21 protein-coding genes are annotated in these 20,345 nt (G+C 54.2%); 10 read left to right on the top strand and 11 right to left on the bottom strand.

Features of this window, described 5'->3' with window-relative positions:
* The first annotated feature begins 237 nt into the window (after positions 1-237).
* The 9 genes from RIC19_RS13155 to RIC19_RS13115 all read left to right on the top strand — a co-directional run bounded on the left by RIC19_RS13155 (position 238) and on the right by RIC19_RS13115 (position 8,910).
* Complete coding sequence (locus RIC19_RS13155; RefSeq protein ID WP_350178789.1) at positions 238-453, top strand: DUF8507 family protein; 216 nt, start codon at positions 238-240, stop codon at positions 451-453.
* Between the two features lie 22 nt (positions 454-475).
* The gene (locus RIC19_RS13150) at positions 476-892 is read left to right on the top strand and encodes a putative toxin-antitoxin system toxin component, PIN family (RefSeq protein WP_350178788.1); all 417 of its coding nucleotides are present in this window, start codon (positions 476-478) and stop codon (positions 890-892) included.
* A gap of 129 nt (positions 893-1,021) precedes the next feature.
* Entirely contained in the window at positions 1,022-1,483 is a 462-nt protein-coding gene (locus RIC19_RS13145) for a (2Fe-2S)-binding protein (protein ID WP_350178787.1), read from the top strand.
* A 41-nt stretch (positions 1,484-1,524) separates the two neighbouring features.
* The gene (locus tag RIC19_RS13140) at positions 1,525-3,720 is read left to right on the top strand and encodes a xanthine dehydrogenase family protein molybdopterin-binding subunit (RefSeq protein ID WP_350178786.1); all 2,196 of its coding nucleotides are present in this window, start codon (positions 1,525-1,527) and stop codon (positions 3,718-3,720) included.
* A gap of 153 nt (positions 3,721-3,873) precedes the next feature.
* Positions 3,874-4,341, top strand: coding sequence for an OsmC family protein (locus tag RIC19_RS13135; RefSeq protein WP_350178785.1), 468 nt, complete (start codon positions 3,874-3,876; stop codon positions 4,339-4,341).
* Positions 4,338-4,829 (top strand): flavodoxin family protein, encoded by a 492-nt coding sequence (locus tag RIC19_RS13130; RefSeq protein ID WP_350178784.1) that lies wholly within the window; start codon positions 4,338-4,340, stop codon positions 4,827-4,829. Before RIC19_RS13135 ends, RIC19_RS13130 begins: the two co-directional genes overlap by 4 nt.
* Before the next feature lie 164 nt (positions 4,830-4,993).
* Entirely contained in the window at positions 4,994-7,018 is a 2,025-nt protein-coding gene (locus RIC19_RS13125; RefSeq protein WP_350178783.1) for a YfbK domain-containing protein, read from the top strand.
* 28 nt (positions 7,019-7,046) lie between these two features.
* Entirely contained in the window at positions 7,047-8,378 is a 1,332-nt protein-coding gene (locus RIC19_RS13120) for a T9SS type A sorting domain-containing protein (protein WP_350178782.1), read from the top strand.
* A 58-nt stretch (positions 8,379-8,436) separates the two neighbouring features.
* On the top strand, positions 8,437-8,910 hold the full coding sequence (locus RIC19_RS13115; RefSeq protein ID WP_350178781.1) for a hypothetical protein: 474 nt from the start codon (positions 8,437-8,439) through the stop codon (positions 8,908-8,910).
* On the opposite strand, the gene RIC19_RS13110 is transcribed toward RIC19_RS13115, so the two are convergent.
* From RIC19_RS13110 to RIC19_RS13080, 7 genes are all read right to left on the bottom strand, one after another.
* Entirely contained in the window at positions 8,905-9,396 is a 492-nt protein-coding gene (locus tag RIC19_RS13110) for a GNAT family N-acetyltransferase (protein ID WP_350178780.1), read from the bottom strand. The two genes, RIC19_RS13115 and RIC19_RS13110, sit on opposite strands and share 6 nt — an antisense overlap.
* Positions 9,397-9,399: 3 nt before the next feature.
* Positions 9,400-9,840, bottom strand: a complete 441-nt coding sequence (locus RIC19_RS13105; RefSeq protein WP_350178779.1) for a nuclear transport factor 2 family protein — start codon at positions 9,838-9,840, stop codon at positions 9,400-9,402.
* A gap of 71 nt (positions 9,841-9,911) precedes the next feature.
* Positions 9,912-10,496, bottom strand: coding sequence for a GDP-mannose pyrophosphatase NudK (gene nudK, locus RIC19_RS13100; RefSeq protein WP_350178778.1), 585 nt, complete (start codon positions 10,494-10,496; stop codon positions 9,912-9,914).
* A 21-nt stretch (positions 10,497-10,517) separates the two neighbouring features.
* On the bottom strand, positions 10,518-12,038 hold the full coding sequence (locus RIC19_RS13095; protein ID WP_350178777.1) for an aminotransferase-like domain-containing protein: 1,521 nt from the start codon (positions 12,036-12,038) through the stop codon (positions 10,518-10,520).
* Positions 12,039-12,041: 3 nt separating this feature from the next.
* On the bottom strand, positions 12,042-12,983 hold the full coding sequence (locus tag RIC19_RS13090) for an aldo/keto reductase (protein WP_350178776.1): 942 nt from the start codon (positions 12,981-12,983) through the stop codon (positions 12,042-12,044).
* Positions 12,984-13,040: 57 nt separating this feature from the next.
* Positions 13,041-13,874, bottom strand: a complete 834-nt coding sequence (locus RIC19_RS13085) for a helix-turn-helix domain-containing protein (protein ID WP_350178775.1) — start codon at positions 13,872-13,874, stop codon at positions 13,041-13,043.
* A 145-nt stretch (positions 13,875-14,019) separates the two neighbouring features.
* The gene (locus RIC19_RS13080) at positions 14,020-14,517 is read right to left on the bottom strand and encodes an META domain-containing protein (RefSeq protein WP_350178774.1); all 498 of its coding nucleotides are present in this window, start codon (positions 14,515-14,517) and stop codon (positions 14,020-14,022) included.
* A 105-nt stretch (positions 14,518-14,622) separates the two neighbouring features.
* Here RIC19_RS13080 and RIC19_RS13075 point away from each other — a divergent pair, with 105 nt between their 5' ends.
* Positions 14,623-15,525, top strand: a complete 903-nt coding sequence (locus RIC19_RS13075; protein WP_350178773.1) for a DMT family transporter — start codon at positions 14,623-14,625, stop codon at positions 15,523-15,525.
* Here the strand turns inward: RIC19_RS13075 and RIC19_RS13070 are convergent.
* The 4 genes from RIC19_RS13070 to metX all read right to left on the bottom strand — a co-directional run bounded on the left by RIC19_RS13070 (position 15,522) and on the right by metX (position 20,152).
* Positions 15,522-15,914, bottom strand: a complete 393-nt coding sequence (locus RIC19_RS13070) for a VOC family protein (RefSeq protein ID WP_350178772.1) — start codon at positions 15,912-15,914, stop codon at positions 15,522-15,524. The genes RIC19_RS13075 and RIC19_RS13070 overlap by 4 nt on opposite strands.
* 115 nt (positions 15,915-16,029) lie before the next feature.
* Positions 16,030-18,180 (bottom strand): glycosyltransferase family protein, encoded by a 2,151-nt coding sequence (locus RIC19_RS13065; protein WP_350178771.1) that lies wholly within the window; start codon positions 18,178-18,180, stop codon positions 16,030-16,032.
* A 133-nt stretch (positions 18,181-18,313) separates the two neighbouring features.
* Complete coding sequence (locus RIC19_RS13060; protein WP_350178770.1) at positions 18,314-18,952, bottom strand: peroxiredoxin; 639 nt, start codon at positions 18,950-18,952, stop codon at positions 18,314-18,316.
* Positions 18,953-19,039: 87 nt separating this feature from the next.
* Positions 19,040-20,152, bottom strand: coding sequence for a homoserine O-acetyltransferase MetX (gene metX / locus RIC19_RS13055; RefSeq protein WP_350178769.1), 1,113 nt, complete (start codon positions 20,150-20,152; stop codon positions 19,040-19,042).
* Between the last annotated feature and the right edge of the window lie 193 nt (positions 20,153-20,345).

Genomic DNA, 20,345 nt, shown 5'->3' with positions numbered 1-20,345 from the left:
CGCCCCGCCGCAGGAACGCAAAGCGTTTTCTATGGCAGACGTTAAAACCCAGTATGCCAACGATTTATTGCTGGACCGATTTATTGCCACGTTCGGCATCGGCGCACAGCTTTCAAAAATTAATTCCATCCGCGAGCGCTTTAGGGCTATCGGCAAAATTGCCGCCTGATTTGCCACGGACTATTGTCTCTTGAAAGGATGGAAAAAAAGAACTAACTTGATCATAAATGATGGAAGATGAAAATATTAGATAAGCCATTAAGTAACCTCCAGGTTGAGCTGCTTCAGCTGTACAGTCAGGATGTCAGTGACGAAGACCTCATCGCTATAAAGCGAATGCTTGCTCTTTATTTTGCTGATAAAGCATCAGATGAGATGGATAAATTATGGACTGAAAAGGGCTGGACAAACGAAACAATGGATAATTGGCTAGAAGACAAAGAAGGATTATAATAAGGATAATGACAAGTAATCAATGAGAGTCGTTCTTGACACGAATAGCCTGCTTGTAAGTATAGGGAGGCACTCAAAATACAGACCAATATTTGATTCGTTATTGAAGGGACGTATCCGGCTTTTGGTTTCTACAGAAATCCTAAATGAATACAGAGAAAAATTAGAAGAAAAAACCGGTCTTACCGTAGCTGAAAACTTGTTGAATTTTATGGTTCGTTCTCCAGACGTAGAAAAAATTGAGGTCTACTTTAAATGGGCAATAATTACGCAAGATGAAGATGATAATAAGTTTGTAGACTGTGCACTAAATGGCCGAGCCCATTACCTTGTGACGGACGATAGGCATTTCAGGGTTCTCAAACAAATTGGCTTTCCTCCAATACAGGTTATTAGAACAAAGGATTTCCTGTTGGAACTTACGAAGTCAGATGAGTAGAAAGAAAACGGATAAATTATACTTATTTTAGGGAGCTGCACAGGCAAGTTAACAACAAAAGCCCCTCCCGCTCACATCCATTTCGGCGTTTTTTCGTTACCTTACCAGTTGTAACCAAAACTCCTTCCAATGGCTAGTTTTACACTCCAAATTAACGGTAAACCTCAAACGGTAGAGGTAGCACCAGAGACACCACTGCTTTGGGTATTGCGCGACCATCTCCAAATGACCGGCACAAAGTACGGTTGTGGCATCGGTCAGTGTGGTGCTTGCACGGTTCACCTCAATGGCACTGCTATGCGGTCCTGCTCCCTACCTGTATCAGCGGTAGGCGACAAAGCCATCACTACAATTGAGGGGCTTTCCGACAAAGGCGACCATCCAGTACAGCAGGCATGGCTCGAGCATGATGTGCCGCAGTGTGGTTATTGCCAGGCGGGCCAGATTATGACGGCCTCTGCTTTCCTCGCCAATACGCCCAAGCCCACCGATGTGCAAATCGAAGCGGCTATGAACGGCAATCTCTGCCGGTGCGGCACCTACACCCGCGTAAAAGCAGCGGTCAAAACAGCTTCCGCTAAAATGGGCTAAGAATGCACCTTCAACCTTATTCCTAAATCGAACTTCTCATTATGTCTACTATAAAAACTGCGGTTAACCGCAGATCCTTCCTGAAAGTCTCCGCTGCTGCCGGCGGGGGTATGCTCCTGGGCTTTGGCTGGCTGTCTTCCTGCGCCCGCGAGCCCGAAACCGGACTGGAAATCCCGGAATCCTGGACCGACATCAACGCGTTCCTGAAAATCGGGGATAATGGCGTGGTGACCATCATGTCGCCCAATCCGGAAATCGGCCAGAATGTCAAGACCTCCATGCCCATGATCGTGGCTGAGGAACTCGATGTCGACTGGCAAAAAGTCGTGGTGGAACAGGCCGGGCTGGATACCGAAAAATTTACCCGTCAGGTGGCGGGCGGCAGCCAATCCATCCGCCAAAGCTGGAAAAGCCTCCGTACGGCCGGTGCGACTGCCCGGCGTATGCTTATGGAAGCAGCGGCCAAAGAATGGGACGTGCCTGTATCCGAACTGACCACTGAGCAGGGCACCATTCACCACAAAAGCAGCGGTAAATCCATTGGTTACGGTGCCGTGGCGACTGCAGCGGCTACCCTGGAAGTGCCCGAAGAGGTGGAGCTAAAAGACCCTAAAGATTTCAAAATTATTGGCACCAGCCGTAAAAACGTGGATGCCCACGAAATCGTGACCGGTAAGCCGCTCTTCGGCCTGGATGTACAGAAAGAAGGCATGCGCATCGCCATGATTGCCCATCCGCCGGCCTTTGGGCAAAAGCTCAAATCGTTTAATGCGGAAGAGGTCCTCAATATGCCTGGTGTGGAGCAGGTCTTTGCCATTAATGCCGCTCCGGAGGGCGTCGAACTGCAATGGTCAGACACCAACGCTTTCCCGGAGTTGGTGGCTATTGTAGGGCGTTCCACCTGGGAAGTCCTGCAGGCTAAAAAGGCATTAAAAGTGGAGTGGGAGACGGTGGAAGCGCCGGAGTCCACCGCAGACTATGAAGCAGCGCTGGCAGGGCTCATGGACCAACCTGCTGAGGAGCCCGCCCGCCGTGATGGTGATCCGGGCAAAGCTTTCGAGGGTGCCGCCAAGGTGATCGAGCAGACGTATTCAGCTCCCTTCCTGGCCCACAATACCCTGGAGCCTATGAACTTCTACGCCAACGTGACCGCTGATAAGGCAGAGCTGGAAGGCCCCATTCAAACTCCCGAATCGCTGCGCAAAACCGTTGCGGCTCTACTAGGCATGGAGGAAGCACAGGTGTCTATCATGCTGACTCGTATGGGTGGTGGTTTTGGCCGGCGCTTGTATGGCAATTTTGGCTCCGAAGCTGCACTCATTTCCCAAAAGGCAGGGGTGCCGGTCAAGCTGGTCTACACCCGCGAAGATGATATGACGCAGGGCACCTATCGCCCGGCCTACAAGGTGAAATACCGTGCTGCACTGGATGAAAATAACAACCTGATCGCCTTCCAGGTCCGTGGCGCAGGCATACACGGTAGCCCTATCTTCGAAAACCGATTCCCGGCAGGAGCCGTGGCCCACTACCTGGCAGAAAATCACGATTTGGGCTCTAACATCTCCACCGGTGCCTGGCGGGCACCGCGTTCCAACTTTATGGCTTACGCCGAGCAGGCTTTCATTGATGAAATTGCCGAAGTGACGGGGCAGGACCCGATCGAGTTCAGACTGCAGCTCTTCGAAAAAGCACTGCAGGCCCCGGTTGGTGAAAACAATGACTACGATGCCGCCCGCTATGCTGGCGTACTAAAGCTGGTGAAGGAAAAAGCAGGCTGGGGTAAGCCCGCACCGGGTATCCACCGGGGCGTTTCGGCCTACTACTGCCACAACAGCTACGTGGCACAAGTGGTAGATGTGGAGATGCAAGGCAGTACCCCCCGGATCAAAAAAGTATGGTGCGCGGTGGACTGCGGTATTGTGATTAACCCCGATGCCGCCCGCAATCAGATTGAAGGGGGCATCGTAGACGGTATCGGGCATGCGATGTACAGCGCCATCACCTTTAAGAACGGCAGCCCTGAGCAGCAAAACTTCGACCGTTACCGGCTGATCCGCAACTCGGAGGCCCCATTGGAGATTGAGACCTTCTTTGTGGATAACGGCATTGATCCAACCGGGCTGGGCGAACCCTCTCTGCCGCCCATTCAGTCGGCCCTGGCTAATGCCCTGTACCGGGCTACCGGGCAGCGCATCTACCGGCAGCCGTTTGTGTCTGATAATGAGGTGTTAGGGTAGGTTTAATTGATCTGGTCAATTTATATTCACGACAGGGTGTACGGTTATGCTGTACACCCTGTTTAGCTTTGTAGATACTTGCGATAAGTGGCGTATTTTGGCTTAAATTTACATAAGCTGGATCATTCTTAACAAGCAGACCTTATTGGCTTCATGAAAAAGCACCAATACCACTTGCATCTTCAATGGACAGGCAATACCGGAACAGGGACAAGCAGCTATACCACCTATAGCCGGGATTACGAAATCAAAGCACAGGGAAAGCCGGTCCTCTACGGCAGTGCCGACCCGGCATTCCGTGGCAACCCGGAACGCTACAATCCGGAGGAGATGCTCGTGGCGTCCCTTTCAGCCTGCCACAAACTCTGGTACCTGCACCTGTGCGCCGAAGCGGGCATCACCGTCGTGGCTTATGAAGACGAGCCGTCAGGGCAAATGCTGCAAACGCCCGATGGAGGCGGGCATTTCGAATGGGTAGAGCTGCGCCCGTTGGTGACCATTCTCGAAACCGCAAAACAGGAACAAGCGGAGGCACTGCACGAGCGGGCACATCAGCTGTGCTTTATTGCGAATTCCTGTAATTTCAAGGTAAGTTGTAAGGCAAAAATCCAGGTGCAATGAGAGGAGTGATCATCGTAGGCAGTGCGCGCCGGGATGGCGATACCGCCCGATTGGTTAGAATGCTGGCCCAACTGTCCGGCTGGCCAGTCATCGACCTTAATGATTACAACATCAGCCACTACGACTACGAGCATGCCAACCGGGAGGATGACTACCTGGAGTTGATGCGGGCGCTTATCGGGCAGTACGACCTGTTTTTGCTGGCAACCCCGGTGTATTGGTACGCCATGAGCGGTGTGATGAAAGTTTTCTTTGACCGGCTCACCGACCTGCTTACCATTGAGCAAGACCTGGGGCGGCAGCTCAGAGGCAAAACTATGGCTGCCATCGCCGTTTCCATTGGCAATAATCTGGGGGAGGATTTCTGGCTGCCCTTTTCAAAGACCGCAGCGTACCTGGGGATGCAATACCGGGGGCATCTGCATACCCTTGCTGATGAGCTTCGGGAGGAGGAGTTGCGGCGGTTCTTAAATAGCTTAGGAAGCTGACATATTACCCTTTATTTAGGCTTGAAAAAGTTGGTTTTGTTTTCTTTCTGGTTTTAGCAACCTGACATATGCCCGCACTTCGGTTCGCGCCCGGCGGGGAATGCGGCTATCTTGGCACCAATTCCGGACGCAGTAAAGTTACTGCCCGGTGAAAACGATTAGCTATGAAAACAAAACTACTGGCCCTGTTGGCCATTTGGGTGTTGGCCCTGCCCCTTTACGCTCAAACTTCCCTCTCCGGAAAGGTAACCGATGATACTGGTGAGCCGATTATTTTCGGTTCAGTAGCGCTTTATAAAAACGGCGTGCTCATCACCGGTACGGAAACCGACTTCGATGGCTATTACCATTTTGCCAGCCTGGACCCCGGCACCTACACCGTCGAAACTTCCTACGTAGGGTACACTAAGCGGCGTATAGAAAGGGTGCTCGTCTACGCAGGCAAAGCCAATAAGCTGGATATCGGAATGACTTCAGATGCGGTCAACCTGGATGAAGTAGTGGTGACGAGCTATAAAGTCCCTTTGGTGGAACAGGATAATACCACCCAGGGCGCAACCATAGCGCCAGGTTACACCCGCCCGCTTCCCCGGTCTTCCAATTCCGGGCATTCCCGCCGCAAGCGGAAAAAGGCATCTTCCAACCTTCCCACCCGCAACATCAACAGCCTTGCTGCAACAACTGCTGGCGTCTCGGGTGCCAAGGCTTCCAATGAGTTGAAAATCCGAGGCTCCCGGAGTAATGCCACAGTTTATTACGTGGATGGCATCCGGGTGCAGGGCAATGCCATCCCCGAAGCACCTCCAACAGCCGCTGGCGAAGGCTACGCCGAGATCGTGGAAAACGAGTTTATCGCCGCCGGAACAGAAGCCTTTTCCACCTTTTCCATCGACGTCGACAAAGCCGCCTACAGCAACGTCCGCCGGTTCATTACGTCTGGGCAATTGCCTCCCGCTGATGCCGTGCGCACGGAAGAGCTCATCAATTACTTTGACTATGCCTACCCACTGCCGGAGACAGGCAATGCATTCGCCGTGGAGACCGAGCTGGGCCCTTGCCCCTGGCAGGAAGGGCATCAGCTGTTGCACATTGGCATCAAGGGGTTTGAAGCGAGCCCGGTGGATGCCCCCCCTGCCAACCTGGTCTTCCTGATTGATGTATCCGGCTCTATGGGCAGCGCAAATAAACTGCCACTGGTTAAACAGGCGCTGGGCTTGCTCACGGAGGAGCTCCGGGCACAGGACCGGGTTTCCATCGTCACCTACGCAGGAGGCTTTCAGGTGGCACTACTGCCTACCCCCGGCGACCAAAAGGAGCAGATCATGAACGTGGTCAGTAAGCTGGGCGCCGGCGGAGGTACAGCCGGAGGCGCTGCTTTACACCGCGCGTACGAACTGGCCAGCCAGTACTTTCAGCCCGATGGCAGCAACCGGGTCATCCTGGCGACTGATGGCGATTTCAATGTCGGTATTTCCAGCCCGGAGGAACTGGAAGCCTTCATTGCTGAAAAGCGGGCCACAGGCATCTACCTCAGCGTGCTGGGCTTTGGTACCGGCAACTACAAAGACGATCGCCTGGAGATATTAGCCAATAAAGGCAATGGCAACTACGCCTACATCGATGGTATCAAGGAAGCTGAAAAAGTCCTGGTCACTGAGATGGCAGGCACTTTATTTGCGATTGCGAAGGATGTGAAGCTGCAGGTGGAGTTTGATTCTACTACCGTGCAAACGTACCGCCTCATCGGTTACGAAAATCGCCTGCTGGCAAAAGAAGACTTTGAAGATGATACCAAGGATGCCGGGGAACTCGGGGCCGGACATACCGTAACAGCCCTGTACGAAATTGTGCCCCAACCGGGTGCGGAAGGCGAACCATTAGGCACGCTCCATCTCCGCTACAAAGAGCCGGCCGAGTCCCAGAGCCGCTACCTGAAACACGAATTGTCAGGCGATGTCCAGCCACTTGAGGAGACCTCCGAAAACTTCCGCTTTGCTGCCGCAGTAGCGACTTATGCACATTGCCTGCGGGATTCCAAACATAAAGGGCTGGCTACCCTCAGCCTGGCCCGGGAACTGGCCGATCAGGCCCGTCAGGATGACCTGGAAAACTACCGGGCAGACTTTGTAGAACTGGTCAAACAAACCGAAAGCCTGACGGCACAGCTGGCAAAGGCCGGGCAGAAATAAAACCCGATCACTCCAAAACTTAATGGCTATGAAAAAGACGACTTTGAACCTTGCATTCCTACTTTTTGCCCTGGCTCACTTCACCACCACCGGTCACGCTGAGCAGGCAAATCAGCCTCTGGACACCCTGCCCCTTTCCAGCTGGGCGGCTCCGCCATCCATGGAGGCCTGGCAGGCTACCCTTAAAAATGATTTTCAGGCTTACGAACAATACTGGCAATTGAATAACGCCCTGCCATTTCCGGTGAAGGTCCTGAACAAGCAAGGGCAGCCTGTAGCCAATGCCCAGGTGCGCCTCAATGATAAGGATGGGGCAACCCTGTGGAGTAGTTGGTCAAACCTAAATGGAACCGCTGTGCTATGGAGCAAAGGCACCGGAGCGGCTAAGCAACTGGTGGTCAGCCTGGGCAACCGGGAAATGGACGTAGCGATTGACGGCAATCTCTCTTCCGGAGAAACGACAACACTGGTTTTGGACGTGCCCTGCCAGGAACTCAAGGGAGCGGACATCCGCTTTTTGCTGGATGCCACCCACTCTATGCGCGATGAGTTCAAGGGACTGCTACATTCGTTAACTGTTGATGAGCGCCCCATCTATCTGGCCAGAGATATAGGCGAGCGCTTCCTTATTCAGGATATCAGTAGCGGGTCAGCCCCGGCATTCACCATTCAGGCAGCTGGCGGCGGCCCCGACGAGGAAGCTATGGATACGCTCTTGCTCTCCGCTTTGGCGCATGCGGATTGGGATACCGCTGCCCCAGCCCGGGTACTCGTCTACCTCACGGACGCAAAACCTGCCGGGACGCCTGAGGCTGCAGAAAGAATGCGCCGTGCCATTCAGTGGGCTGCGCAGAAAGGAGTCGCTTTGTGGCCCATTGCCTGTAGCGGATTGGATGCAGAGGGAGAGTACCTCCTGCAAAGTATGGCTCTGCAAACCGGTGGGCAGTACGCCTGGCTGGAAGATACTCCGGGCAGTACCGAGCTGCACCGCCGGCCTATCTTGTCAGGTAATGCCGTGCGCTCGGATTTGAGCGCCTGGCTACAAACGCAAACTAAAAAGATCGACGATTTCTACAGTTGTACCTCAGATCAGCCGGAGGCACCGGCCGCTGCTCAGGCAGCACCGGTTGCTTTCGGTTGTTTTCCTAATCCGGCCTGTACGGAGGTTACGCTTAAGGTGCCTGCCTTTGCAGAGCGTATCACCCTTTATAACGCTGCCGGTCAGCCGGTCAGGGACTGGAAAGCGGTTGAGGTAGGGGAGACCACCTTTAGCGTCGCCCAATTGCCCGCAGGCTCCTACCGCCTGGAGGCATCCGCCGGACCGGAGCGCTGGGGGGCTAGCCTTTTGGTGGTGCGGTGAAAGTCGCCTTTTTACTATCCGCCCCACTATCCGCAAGCTAGCTTTGAGGAAAAACACGATGAAGTACATTCTCCCTCTAATCCTCCTCTCCTGGCTCACAGCCTGCCAAACGCCCTGGTTGCCTTCGAAGGCCGCCGAACGCCAGATTATACAAACCCTGAAAGACGAAACCCGTTATTTTTGCGAACGCAACCTTCGGAAATGGGAGGGGCAGTGGTCCCACGCCAGCTACACTTCCAAAATGTATGCAGGGGATACTGATTTTGTAGTGTTTTCAGGCTGGGAGACCATCCGGCAGAATACCGTTGACCACATTCGGGAGCATCCTGAGCCTATTGCAGTACCGGAAGTGGAAGCGGATTACCACATCGAGTACTTTGGTAAGACCGCTTGGGTTTTTTACACTAAAAAAATCCCGAAAGGAATGGCCCGTGAAGCCCGCTTTATGGTTCAGGAAAAGGGCGTATGGAAGATCGCTCGTATGCAGACGATTTACGTACTAACCGAACAGCACCAAGGATCGCACTTATAACTCCATCACATAAAACGCCGAACAGGCACTGTGCCCGGTGGCCCCCATTGGCCCGTCCAGAGCTTTGAACCCATATCGCTGGTAAAACCGGTTGGCAGCAGCCATCTCGGTAATGGTCTCCAGGTAACAACGCTGATAACCGAAGGAACGGGCCGCATCAAGGCAGCGGTCTGCGATGGCAACGGCCAGTCCCTTGCCACGGGCTTCGGGCAGGAAGTACATCTTCTTCAATTCGCAGGTGTACTCGTCGCCGCCCTGCAGTGGGGCAATACCGGCACCACCGTAGATGATCCCCTCCCGCTCAATCACAAAGTAGGCCGACCGGTCAGCCTGATAAGCCGTGTACATATCGTCCACTTCAGCATCGTGGATGGAGAAACCTTCTCCGGAAGCCCCGTGGGCGGTCATCACTTCTCGGATGATGTAGGCCATGCGGGCAGTATCCTCCGGCCGTATGGGGCGAATGGTGAAATTATTTACTTTCATAAATTAGCTTTTATCGGTAAGGGCAACGATCCGATCTCCTTCAAAAACAAAAACAGATTGCCCGCTGAGCCTGAGCGTATCCCCGGCCCTGAGCCCATTCGGCAGGTCAACGGCCAGCTGCCCCTCGTAGTCAATCTCAATGGTGACGGTATCTCCGGTGAATTCCCAGGCTGTGATGGTTTGCCGGCGGTGCCTAAAGTATTGCTTTGCCTGTTCTGCCTGCTGCCGAAAGGCGGGCAAGCCTTCGGTCTGAAGATCGGTCTGTCCGTTGGTGATGTTTTTGAAGACTACAGAAGGGTGCAGGTGCTGAACCATACCATCTACATCGAAGCTGTTGTAGGCCTGAATGTAGGTTTCAATTACGCGCTTTTGTTCGGCTTGCATAGGTCGTTGTTGGCAACTGATGAGTAGAAACATGGGCAGTGCCCAAATCCATTTTTTCACGATGAGGTTTTTATGAAAAGCTTCAACCGTTCAAATGAGTTCCCGTTGAAGCACAGGAATTGCAATCGGGGCTACTGATCAAGTAAGCCGTTAAGCTGCGCATACTGCAGCAGTAATATGGTTTTGGCATCCCGGATGGCTCCGGTTTGAATCATCTGGCAGGCCTCGTCGAAGTTCATTTCCAGCACTTCGATGTTTTCCTGCTCGGCCGCTACGCCTCCGCCTTCACCGACTTTCATGGCATCGTTGTAGGGGGCCACAAAGAAGTGGACGATCTCGGTCACAGAGCCGGGAGACATGTAGGCCTCGAATATTTTTTGCGGTGCCTCCACCCGGTAGCCGGTCTCTTCCTCCGTTTCCCGCTGTATGCCCGCAGCCGCCCCTTCTGCATCGAGCAGCCCGGCACAGGCTTCAATGAGGAGGCCTTCCGGATTGCCATTGACGTAAGTGGGCATTCGGAATTGGCGGGTCAGGATAACGGTACGGCGGGCTTTGTTGTAGAGCAGGATGGTAGCGCCGTTGCCCCGGTCGTAGGCCTCGCGTTCCTGCCGTTCCCATTGCCCGTCCGCGCGCCGCAGGTCAAAGGTGATTTTGCGCAGGGTGTACCAGTTGTCGGAAAGCAATTCGTTTTTGATGATTTTTACTTCGGGTGGCATAGTTAAGCTTTTGCGTAAAGGTTAAGGATTTTGTACAAATATTCGTGGCTTTGAAGCCTGCATTTCCAACATACTGCTTTTCAGGATTTGGAAGGCACGGGAGATTTCATCTGTATTCAATGCGGCGAAGCCCAGGCGGCAGGCATTCCAGTCGGTACTGGGTGGATTGTAAATTTTGCCGTCAGAAATCAGCAGCCCTTTTTCGCGGCAGCGTGCGGCAATTTCCGGGAGGGGGAATTGGGGTTTGAACCGGGCCCATACTGCCATACCGCCTTCCGGCACCTGGAAATCGACTGCAAAATTAAGCTCTTCCTGCAGTAGTTTGCAAAGGTGGTCGCGGCGCTGCCGGTAAGCATAGAGCGCCTTTTTACCATAGCGGCGCATAGTGCCCAGCTCGATCAGCCGGGCGATGGCCCGCTCCTGAATGGGGTCGCCGGGGTCGCCAATGAGCTGCCGGACCTGCATCAACCGCTGTATCAGGTCATCCGGGGCAAGGATGAACCCCGCCCGTGCTGCCGGAAACAATTTCTTGGAGTAGGAGCCGATGTAAATTACATACCCCTCGCAATCCGCACTCGCAATAGGCAGCAGGGGCTTATGCTGGTAGTGGTAATCATAGTCGTAGTCGTCCTCCAAAATGGCGAAGTGGTGTTGCCGGGCCAGTTCCAGCAGTTGTACCCGTCGTTCCGGAGACAAGGCTACGGTAGTCGGCCAGTAGTGGTGGGAAGGCACATAGACCAGCCGTATGGCTTCCCGTTCGAGCCGTTCGCTCAGGGCATCCGTATCAAGGCCCTTCTCATCTACCGGGAGGCGCAGCAGGCGGGCGCCGGCTTTCCGGAAGGCCTGATTGGCGATTTCATAACTGCTCTCCCCAACCACCACGGTATCACCTGGCTTAAGGAGCGTATGCGACAGCAGGAAGATGGCCTGCGTAGCGCCCCGGGTCAGGATCATCTGATTGGGTTGGACATTCAGCCCTCGGTATTGATTGAGCAATGGCGTATAAATTTCCCGCAGCCTGCGGTCGCCGAGGGGGGAAACCTGCTCCAACAGCCGCCCCAGCCTCGGGCTTTGCAGAACGGAAGCATACTCCCGGGCGTACTCCTGCAGTGGGGCCAGCCGGGGATCCGATGAACCGTCATCAAAAGCCAAAGGTGCCCGCGGGGATTGCTGATACTCCAGCTCGGGCAGTGCCGGCTCGTACAGCGCAAAACCGGTCGTTTCCGGGTAGCAGCAGGCCATGCCCAGATCCCCGTTGACCGACCGGGGCGTGACCACCGGCAGGTCTTTATTGATATACCACCCGCTGCGGTTCCGGCTGTAAATCCAGCCTTCTGCTTCCAGCTCACTAAGGGCGGCTACCACCGTATTCCGGTTGACTGCCAGGTGGCTGGCCATGGTGCGGGTGCCGGGCAGCTTAAAGCCGGGTTTTATAATGCCACGCTTGATCAGCCGGGCCAGATTATTGGACAACTGTATGTACAGCGCTACTTCCGATTGGCGGTCCAGCGTGATTTCATTGAAAAATGGGTAATTCGGCATAGCTTACAGTTGAATCAGTTCATTGATGGCCAATGCGCCCATGCTTTCCTCAATTTGGTGCACTTTGCTACCGGAAATCAGGGGCAGGATTGGCGCATCCTGTGCCATCATCCAGGCCAGCACCAGTTGATTGGCCGTGTGCCCGGTAGTCTGCGCCATGTTATGTAGCCGTTGCAGGCGCTCCCGGTTTTCGGGCAGGTCATACTCGGGCGGCAGCGCTGCATCCGGGCCTTTAGCATATAAGCCGGAAAGCAGGGTGGAATAGGCCAGCAGGGTGATATGGGATCGCCGACGGGCGTACTGCAGCATTCCATCATCAATGAGGCGCTGCACCCAGAAATCGGCATCCGGCTTTGGGCGCAGATAGGAATACTTTTGCTGTACAGCACAGTAGGTTGGCAGGTCTTTTTCCCGGCTTAGTTGCAGGCTTTCCTCTACCCGCCAGGCCCAGGTATTGCTGATGCCAAATGCGCGTACTTTGCCACTTTTTTTCAGAGTGGCAAAGGCCTCCAGGCGTTCTTCCACCGGGTATTCCAGAAAGTCGATATGCCCGTAGAGAAGATCAATGTAGTCGGTTTGCAGCCTGCGGAGGCTGTCTTCCACAGCCTGGATGATTGTTGCTTTGCGCAGGCCCTCCAATTCGATTTGGTCCAGGCTGCCTGCATAAGCTTTGGGGCGGGCACCGCACTTGGTGGCCAGCACAATGCGGTCGCGGGGCTGTCGCTGCAGCCAGTGTCCAAGCACGGTTTCACTTTCGTCCCCTACGCCCTGCTCCATCCAAAATGCATAATTGTTGGAGGTATCAATGAAGTTGCCACCGTTGCTCAGGTAGGCGTCCAGCAGGAGCTCCGACTGTGCCTGATCGGTTTTGGTGCCAAAGTACATGGTGCCCAGGCAGATGGGGCTGACTTTGAGGCTGCTGTTTCCGAGTGGTCGTAATTCCATAGGTGTTTTTGATGGCAAAACTATAATCTGTTGTGCCTGCCCGATAGTAAAAAAGCGTCAGGACCGGCTGATGCGGGCCATTTCGTTCTGTTGCTGAAAGTCCCGGTCGGCTACAGCGGTTGGGGTGATGCCCAGGTGCGCCTTGAAGTCTTTGATAAAGTGCATCTGATCGAAGTAGCCGTATTGAAAGTAGTTGCCAGGCTGTACTTCCCGAATTACGCTGTCCTTGTACAGCGCCTTGAACCGGATGAGCCGTGCAAATTGCTTGGGGGTAATTCCGGTGTATCTTTTGAAATAGCGTTGCAGCTGACGAATACTACGGTGGTGCTGCCGGGCCAGCTCCTGAATAGGTATTTGCCCTTGCTCCTGCAATTGCGCCTCAATACAACGCTGCACGATTGTCAGCCCATCTGGCATCTGTAAGCATTGTGAAGGCAGTGTGCCTTGCAGGTGGTCCAGGGCTTCAGCTGCGGTGTGTAGGGCTTCAAGTTGCGTTTCCAGCTGTTGCAGCCACGGCATCCGGAGTTGGGATAGGGGAAGGTTTTGCTGTGCAGCCTCAGCCGCCACTTTGGGGAAAAGCCGGAAAAACCCGGCAGGCTTGAGCTTCAGGCCCACAATATGCACCGGGCTGACCCGCGTGACCAACTGCGTCTGGGTTTGCAAGCCTACCAGGCAGGATTCCGTAACCCGTTGGCTGACTTCTGGTTGATGAAGGGTCACTTTACGGTACCCGCCCTGATAGACAAAGATGACTTCCGGGCATCCATCCGGGATCAGCAAGTCAGGTACCGTTTGCCGGTCTTCAGCGCTGCTGCGCATGACCCAGCAGGACTTCAGCACTTCGCTGAAGGGGGCAGGAGCGGGTGCCGAATCGAATTGGAGCTTTTGCATGGGGTTGGGTGCGTTATTTGACCCTTTAACAATCAAAAACTTCCTTTCGGTTGGTGGAAAACCCGTTTTTCAGGACTGGACCACCTCAACGTACAAATCTGGCTGGTCTGATTAGCTCAGTACAGGCACAAACTGATCTGCAAGACTATCGGGCCAGCTCCATTTTGATGATCGGATTGCCCTCGCCCTTATTCAGCGTCAGGCTGAGCCCGTCTTTGCTCAGGGTATAGTGGTTGACCTGTTGCAGGGCTTTGGTCAGTTCCGCATTGATGTCCCCGTTTTCCGGGCAGGCGCGGCGGGTAGAAGCTACTCTGGATATGGCAATGGTCCCATGGTCGCCCACATCATACCCGCCCATCAGGTTGTTGCAACCATCGCTGCCGCTTAGGCGGAAGCCCTCAGATTCGCCGGTAAACCGTAAAAAAGGCGTAATAGATAGCCGGAGCTTACGGACATCCTGCCCTGAAACCTCTGTAATATCCCATTTGCGGTTGACCAGGGAAGGGCGTTGTTTGGGCGTCATGGTGGTTTCGGATTTGGCAGTGGCAGTGTTAGCAGGTGCGGTAGTCTTGGAAGTACTGTTGCAGGCCGTCAGCAAGCCCAGGAACAGCATAGAAAGAAGAACAAGAGATTGACTTTTCATCGTTTTGTTTTTTGGAATAACGTAAATCCTGCCCCGGATCATATACACAGGAGGGGGCGTCTGCAAAATCAACAAAATTCCCCACCTTTGCGGAAAACCCTGCGCATGCTGAAAGCCTTCCAACAAGCCGACCCCAAGCGGTTATCTATGCTTGCCATTTTCTTCCTCTGCTTTGTGTGGGGTACTACGCATATTGCCGTGAAGTACGCTATTCAGACCATCCCGGTCTTTTTTATGGCAGGCGTGCGGGAGCTGATGGCGAGCCTGATTTTCCTGGGGTTATCGCTATGGCTGGAAAAGCCGAAAGGCATTGATTGGAAAGAGGTACTGCGGCAGGGGCTCTTCGGGCTGGGCTTTTTCGCCTTTGCCCGAGGTCTGATGGTGCTGGGGTTGGACTATGCGCCGGCCGGACTGGTCGCGCTGGTGTTTTCCCTGATCCCGGTGTACGTGCTCCTCATCAATCTGCTGATGGGGCAGGGGCGCATGAACCGCCGTATCGTCACGGGGCTCTTGCTGGGCGCTCTGGGCATGTTCCTGGTCTTCCGGGAAAGCCTGTTCAACCTGGAAGGTACAGATGCGCTCATTGGTATGGGCATCGCCCTGGGCGGGGCGATTTGCTGGGCAGGTACGAGCGTGCTGTTGTCCGATGGGCGGGACGGTGATCTGCCCGCCATGTTCCGCTCGGCCGTACAGCTGTTCTTCGGTGCTATGGGGCTGCTCCTGATCAGCGGGGTTTTGCTGGAGCCGGTGGACTTTGCTGCCATTTCCGGTACCTCTATGCTTGGGGTGGCCTATCTTGTGCTGTTTGGATCTATTGCCGGTTTTGGGAGTTACGTTTACGCCATACGGCACCTGCCGGTAGCTCAGGTCACACTTTATGCTTACATCAACCCATTTGTAGCCCTCTTTTTCGGTTGGCTGTTACTGGACGAGCTACTGACGCTGGAGCTTCTGTTGAGCTTTGGGGTGACGCTGGCTGGGGTGTGGTTGCTGAGCAGGGGGCGTTAAAGTTTCCGCTCAATCAATTCCCACCGGTTCCCATACAAGTCTTGGAAAATAGCGCCAGTGCCAAATGCTTCCTGCCGGGGCGCTTCCTCAAAGTGGACGCCTGCTGCCCGGTATTGCTCATAGTCTCGTTGGATATCATCGGTGTGAAGAAATAAGAAGACCCGGCCGCCGCCTTGTTTGCCAGTGTACTGCGCCTGTTCCTCGTCTTTGGCTTTCGCCAATAGCAGGGAGCATTCCGGCTGTCCCGGCGGGGCAACGGCTACCCATCGCTTGGTGGGGGAGCGCGGTGTATCTTCCAGCAGGGTGAACCCCATTTTCTGCACAAAGAATCCAATAGCTTCATCGTAGTCGCGGACCAGGATGGCAATTCGGGCGAGGTGTTGCTGCATGTTTTTTGCGGAAAGTTAGGGGTTTTAAAGGTGGGATTTCTGTACTGATTTAAATTTTGTAAGGTTCTGTCTAAAGCAAAATGGTCTTCATTTTGCTCTTGCTCGCACCAGGGTGTTAAAATCCAGGCCTATAAATACGAGCCCATTCCAACTTCACCCGCCCTCCGGCATTGCTCCACAGGTACACCTTTACGTGGTCCCCTGCCTGAAGCCCCTTCGGCCATTGAAAATATAGTGTTGCGGCTTGTACCGGCTGCCCGGCCTGGTGGTAATCATCAAGCGGCTGCCCCTTCCAGTGGAGGGTTTCCCCATCCCGGTTGACATCGAAAACGAGGGTGCCGCCCTGCCCGGCTTCGAAACGGGCTTCGAGGTCAATGCGCAGCCATTCCGGGGGGCGGTTGGCAAGGGTATCCGATAGTGTGGCGGCCCATAGGTTAGCGTACGGATTTTCGCCATCAGCTTCCAGAGCCTGTTGGGATGACCAAATCTGCCTTCTTTCCAAGAGGCGGGGCAGTGCACTATAAGTGTGGTAGCCGTCCAGGCTGTCGCGAAAATCAAACGTGTATTCCATTCCGGCCAGCGGCAGGCTTTCGGGGCCTAATGAGTCGGGTTGTAATAGGACAAAGGGCTGCTGCTGCCGCAGGAAAGTGCTCAGGTCTCCGAGCTTAGCTGGCTGGGCTTTCAGAGACAGGGCAGGATGGGTCAGTGGCAGGCTGCCCGGTAAAAGCCCCTGTGCAATCAGCCGAATTGTAGTGTCTGGGAGTAATTGCCGAAGGGTGCCCCGAATAGCAGGATCAATCCTCAACCGGATCGGCGTGTGGTAGGACAATTTTCCACGGTAACTGATGATCTCGCCATTTGCGTAAGCGAAATCTCTTGCGACGCGTAATGGGCGACTGCTGAAAATATCTACAGTATCGTGCCGGTTCAGGAGCGAGTCCACATTTGCATCCTGAAGGTAGGGTATGCCCGCAGCTTCCAGAAAGTACCGCAGCCCGTGGGGTTCGCAGCCCACAATACCCACCGGTATGCCGGGGTCAAAGTAATCGCCTTTATATAAACCTACCTCCAACTGTGGCCGGTAATGCCTGGAATAGTACTGATGGGTGAGCCCCTGTGAGCGACCGCCAAGTTTGATGTCGGCCATCATCTGCGCACTGCTCTCGCTCCAGCCCTGAAAGACCTGGAAAACGCCGTACCCTGCCACCAGAAGCACGGCTACGACCCCTTGCCAGCGAAAGCGCGGTAGTTCCTTTACCTCTGCTGCAATACCGATGGATAACAACAGGGCAAAGACTGGCACCAACGGGATGAAAATCCGCTTTGGAGCGGTATTGCCAAGGATGTACACCAGCAGAAAGGGCAGGACAAGCACCGTAAGCAACAGCAGGGCGTTTTGAGTATTAGGCAGCCAATGCCTGCGCCCCACCGCATAGCCGAGCACCGCAAAGGGCAGCAGCCACCACCGGCCGCTCATGAAGTCGCCCAACACTACCGGGGCATAGTAAGTCAGGTTGCTCCACTTGAAGGGCTCGTAGGTGACGTAGGGATTGTTGAAGACCTGCCCGAAAACCGGTACGTAGGCTAACAGAGCGAGCTTCAGCCCAACGGCGGTGAGCAGGGCGATTTGGAAAGCTTTATTGCGCAAATGCAGCCCGCTGTGGAGCATATGCCGCACCCATGATATCCCCCAAAACAGCCCAATAGCCAGGATGAAGTACAGGTTGGACGGTACCGTGTACATCAGGGCACCCGCTGAGCTGATGATGCCAAAAGCTGCCCCCCGGCTCCTTTTTTCGTGAAAACTAAGTGTACTGTATAACAACCCCACAAGCCAGAGTGCACTTAAACCATACCCACGGATTTGAAGCGCAAAATTGAGATAGGGCAGGGTAGTAGCGGTAATGGCTACGGCAAGCAGCCCGGTCAGCGAGCTGAAAAAGCGCCCCCCCAGCTTCCACGTGCCCCAAAGCGTTAGCCCGGCGTAGGCGAACATCAGCCCGCGCAGCTTTTCGGGGCTTTGCAGCAGGGTGAGAAAGTCCGTTTCGCCTATCAGCAGGAGGTAGAGGCGGTTGAGGGCGTTGAATAAAATGTGGTTGTTGGGCACGTGATAGTCCGTCAGTACAGCCGCAAAGGATGCACAAGTAAAGTACCGGAGGGTGTAGAGCTCGTCGTTCCAGAAATCCAGGGCTACGTAGCGCCATTGCAATATGGCGTAGAGCAACAACAGCAAAAAAAATCCCCTGGACGTCCCCTTCTTAAGCATGTGGCCAACTTATTGAAGCCGCAAATTACTAACTTCCCGGCAGACCGGACGAGCAGGTTGGTAAACAGAAAACCGGAGCCCCACCCTTGGGTAGAACTCCGGTCTCGTAACCTAAAACGTTTGTGCAATTAATTTAGTCCCGGTTCGGCTGTGGCGTCATCCGCAGGTAGGGTTTGATTTCCTTGAAGCCTTTTGGGAACTTACCCTTCGCATCTTCGCTGGAAATCGAAGGTGAGATCACCACGTCTTGTCCTTCTTCCCAATCTACCGGCGTAGCGACGCTGTAGTTATCGGTCAGTTGCATGGAGTCGATCACGCGTAGGATCTCATGGAAGTTGCGGCCGGTTGACGGTGGGTAGGTCAGCGTCAGGCGGATTTTCTTATTCGGGTCGATCACGAAGACCGAGCGTACGGTAAACTTCTGATCAGCTTCCGGGTGGATCATATCGTAAGCGACCGCTACTTTTTTATCGGAGTCTGCAATGATCGGGAAGTTCATCTTGACATGCTGCGTTTCCTCGATATCGCTGAGCCACTTCATGTGGTCTTCGAGGGGGTCAACGCTCAGCGCAATAACCTTGCAGTTGCGCTTTGCAAACTCCTCTTTGAGCGCAGCAGTGCGGCCCAGCTCTGTGGTGCAAACGGGGGTGAAATCAGCAGGGTGAGAATAGAGGACGCCCCAGCTGTCCCCGAGCCATTCGTGAAAATTAATTTCACCTTCAGTGGTTTTTGCTTTAAAGTTTGGTGCTTCTTCTCCTAATCTGAGTGACATAGGTTGTATCGTTTTTGGTGGTTAAGTTATCGTTGACAAAATAAAACAAAAGCGGTTCCCTTTTCAGTGATGCCGGTCATCTTTGGATCAAAATCGTTCCGTGCCAGGCAGGGCTTCTATCGGCCGGAAGCCAAAGCCATTTTTGGACTGCTCCCGAAGCCGGTATTTCCGCTTCCTATCAATAGCAACGGTTCCTTCCAAGAAGGGTTGAGCCAGGCGGCTGATTTCGGCAAATTCAATGAGGAATCCATCGTGCCCGTAGGTGCTGTCGATGAGTTCAAGCTGAGCACTGGGGATATGCATCGCCAGGGTGGTTTGCTCTTCAACGGGGAATAGTACATCCGAATGTATGCCAATGATCAGCGATTTCGCGGTGATTTTCTCCAGGGCCTCTTCAATGCCGCCCCGCCCCCGACCCAGATTGTGGCTGTCCATCGCCTGGCTTAGGGTGAGGTAGGACAACACATCGAAGCGTTCGACCAGCTTCTGACCTTGATAACGTTGGTAGGAAGCGGCTTTGAAGTCGGAAAGTACCGCATCACTGTCTTCCTGTTGGGTATTCTGATAAGTCCGGTAGTTGCGGTAGGAAAGCATGGCTACCGCTCGTGCCGCTGCCAAACCAGCCGCGCCGGCATTTTCCGCATCGGTATAAAGCGTGGGGTCTGCCTCGATGGCCATGCGTTGGGCCTCATTGAAGGCAATGCCCCAGGGCGAATGCTTGGCGTTGGTGGCCAGTACGCAGATGCTCCGGAACAAATCAGGGTCAGTGACCGCCCACTCCAGGAGCTGCTGCCCGCCCATAGAGCCACCGATGCCAAACTGAATGCGGTCGATGCCCAGGTGCTGTTGCAAGTGCTGATGGGCTTTAACCATATCGCGCACGGTGATAAGTGGGAAGTCTTTGCTGTAAGGCACTCCGGTCGCCGGGTTGATACTGCGGGCGTTGGTGGAGCCATAGCAGGAGCCCAGCATATTGGCGCACACAATGAAGTAGCGGTCGGGGTCGAGCAGTTTGCCCGAACCAAACAGGCCCGGCCACCATTCCTCTACCGCAGCATTAGCCGTGAGGGCATGGAAGACCCAGATGACGTTGTCCTTTTTATCCGAAAGGGTACCGTAGGTTTTATAGCCGATTTGTACGCCCTCAAGTTGGGCGCCGTTTTCCAGTTTCAGTGGTTCCGCGATGGTTAGGTAGTTCAAGGTCGTGTTGTTTTGCATCAGGAAAAAAGGTGGGGGCACCTGGCCCCCAAAATAAGAGCTTGTTGGGAAATTTTGCGAACTGATTTTCAACGATTTGAGGTTCTGACTAAGAAATTAAACCTGAGCTTAGCGGGCTAAGTGAAGGTTTAATTTCGACGTCAGGTTCTTAAATCCTTGAAAATAAGGAAGCATC

The sequence above is a fragment of the Phaeodactylibacter sp. genome, assembly GCF_040219495.1.
In the GTDB taxonomy this organism is placed as follows: Bacteria; Bacteroidota; Bacteroidia; order Chitinophagales; family Saprospiraceae; genus Phaeodactylibacter.
Note: the sequence above shows the minus strand (reverse complement) of the source record. Positions and strands in the feature narration are given on the sequence as shown.